The sequence below is a fragment of the Pseudoalteromonas sp. PS5 genome (assembly GCF_004103255.1).
GTDB lineage: Bacteria > Pseudomonadota > Gammaproteobacteria > Enterobacterales > Alteromonadaceae > Pseudoalteromonas > Pseudoalteromonas peptidolytica.
The window spans coordinates 1-1704 of record NZ_RCSQ01000142.1 but is presented as its reverse complement, the minus strand read 5'-3'; the positions used below and the strand labels follow the sequence as shown (position 1 = coordinate 1704).

Here is a 1704-nt window from a genome sequence, read left to right as displayed (position 1 = left end):
CGCTAAGGTACCTACATCCATATAGGTAAGGCAAAAATTTTGCTATTTAGTTGCTCTAAATAAGAAATCTTTAACACGGTTAGCGTCAGATTTACTCCTGCAAATTGAGCAAGTATTAAGTCTAATAGGCATTATACTCCTCCCCTTTGATTTTTAGCGACTACACCACGCTCCCTTTTATTGGTAAACTCAAAAGCAAAAATAATAAGGAAAACCAATGAAAAAGCTGACTTTCGTCATCTTATTATCCTTAACAGGATGCAGTAACAACAATGTTGTGGAACGTATTACACCGCCATCTTCAGTGATAAAACATAGTGCTATCGAGGGCTATGAAGACAGGTACAGCAATCTATATAATTCGTTTGAAGCTTATCCTGCTACCTGTGAAGCACAGTGCTACCCTCCTACACCACGCATTGCGTGTAAATCACAAATGCAAGATTGCACCTACGTTGGCGAAAATCCATCACTGTCACTGACAGCTGGATTTACAATTCAATGGCTTGGGCATGCCAGTTTCAAGGTTAATTCACCAGACGGACAACAATTCCTATTTGACCCTGTAACTGCGCAATTTGATTGGCCTGTAAACTGGGCATTTCGCCTTTCAGAAGGATATAACCGCAACCTGCCAACCGCGCTAAGTAAAGCTGAGCTTCAACAAACTGATGCAGTTATGTATTCACATCTACATTACGATCATTTCAACAAAGATGATGTAAAAACCATTGGCACTAAGGCACAATTTTTAACGCCACTTGGATTTGCCGAGCATTTTCCTGATGATGGATACAAAGTTTCCGAAATGGCGTGGTATGCCAGTAAACAACTCGGTGATGTCACTGCACATTTTGTTCCCGCTAATCACTTCAGCAGCCGCATTTGGGTTCCTTTTCTGTATGAAGATCATGGCGCAGCATTGTGGGGTGGCTGGGTATTAGAGCATCAGGACCACACATTATTTTTTGCCGGTGATACAGGATACTCTCCACACTTCAGAGATATTCAGCAAAAATACGGGGATATTGATATTTGTTTACTTCCGATTGCGTCATATCATAGTGAAGAACACCCTAAGTGGTATCGCAAAGTACACACGACACCAGAAGATGCTCTAGTAGCCGCACAGGAACTAGGCTGCAAAGTAATGGTGCCATGGGGCTATGGTAATGCCAGTTGGAGAATGGGAGACCGGACATCACATTCAGCCTTATTCCGCCTGTTAAAAATGCAAGATACACTCAAAACAGCCACCCCCATATACATATTAAACGAAGGGGATTCACTTAGTTTGTAAAAAGTCAATTTGGCGGCGCGGCGAAAAATTAAAATAATCTGTAATGATGGCCACCGCCATGCTATCGTAACGCCTTTATAAATAAAGAGTTAAATATCTAACACATCAATCAATGATAAGGAGTATCAATGAACATAGACGCTAATTTACTTGGTCAAGCGGTATTTATCCTCGCTATCGTATTTGCAGGTTTAGGGTTCTATTTAGGGAAGCGAAAAACCCAAACCCCCATTTTAGTCTCGGTTCTTGCTTTTTTCTCGGCTGTCGCCGCACCACTGGGTTTAATTTTTTTGATGGCGCTTACAATCAAGAACGATTTACCTAAAGCACAAAAGATAACTGATATTTCAGACAACTAAGGGGCTGAAGAAGTTAGAGAATCAGCTAATACCAATTTGCTTAAT

The 1704-nt window shown here is 41.1% G+C and carries 2 protein-coding genes; both read left to right on the top strand.

Going from position 1 to position 1704, the window contains the following annotated elements; genetic code table 11:
* The first annotated feature begins 217 nt into the window (after positions 1-217).
* Entirely contained in the window at positions 218-1300 is a 1083-nt protein-coding gene (locus tag D9603_RS16670; protein WP_128732166.1) for an MBL fold metallo-hydrolase, read from the top strand.
* Positions 1301-1428: 128 nt separating this feature from the next.
* Positions 1429-1659 (top strand): hypothetical protein, encoded by a 231-nt coding sequence (locus D9603_RS16665; protein ID WP_125250387.1) that lies wholly within the window; start codon positions 1429-1431, stop codon positions 1657-1659.
* Positions 1660-1704 lie beyond the last annotated feature (45 nt).

Excerpts from the sequence above, each read along its gene's own strand:
- D9603_RS16670 (WP_128732166.1), top strand. The coding sequence starts at position 218 with ATGAAAAAGCTGACTTTCGTCATCTTATTATCCTTAACAGGATGCAGT.
- D9603_RS16665 (WP_125250387.1), top strand. The coding sequence starts at position 1,429 with ATGAACATAGACGCTAATTTACTTGGTCAAGCGGTATTTATCCTCGCT.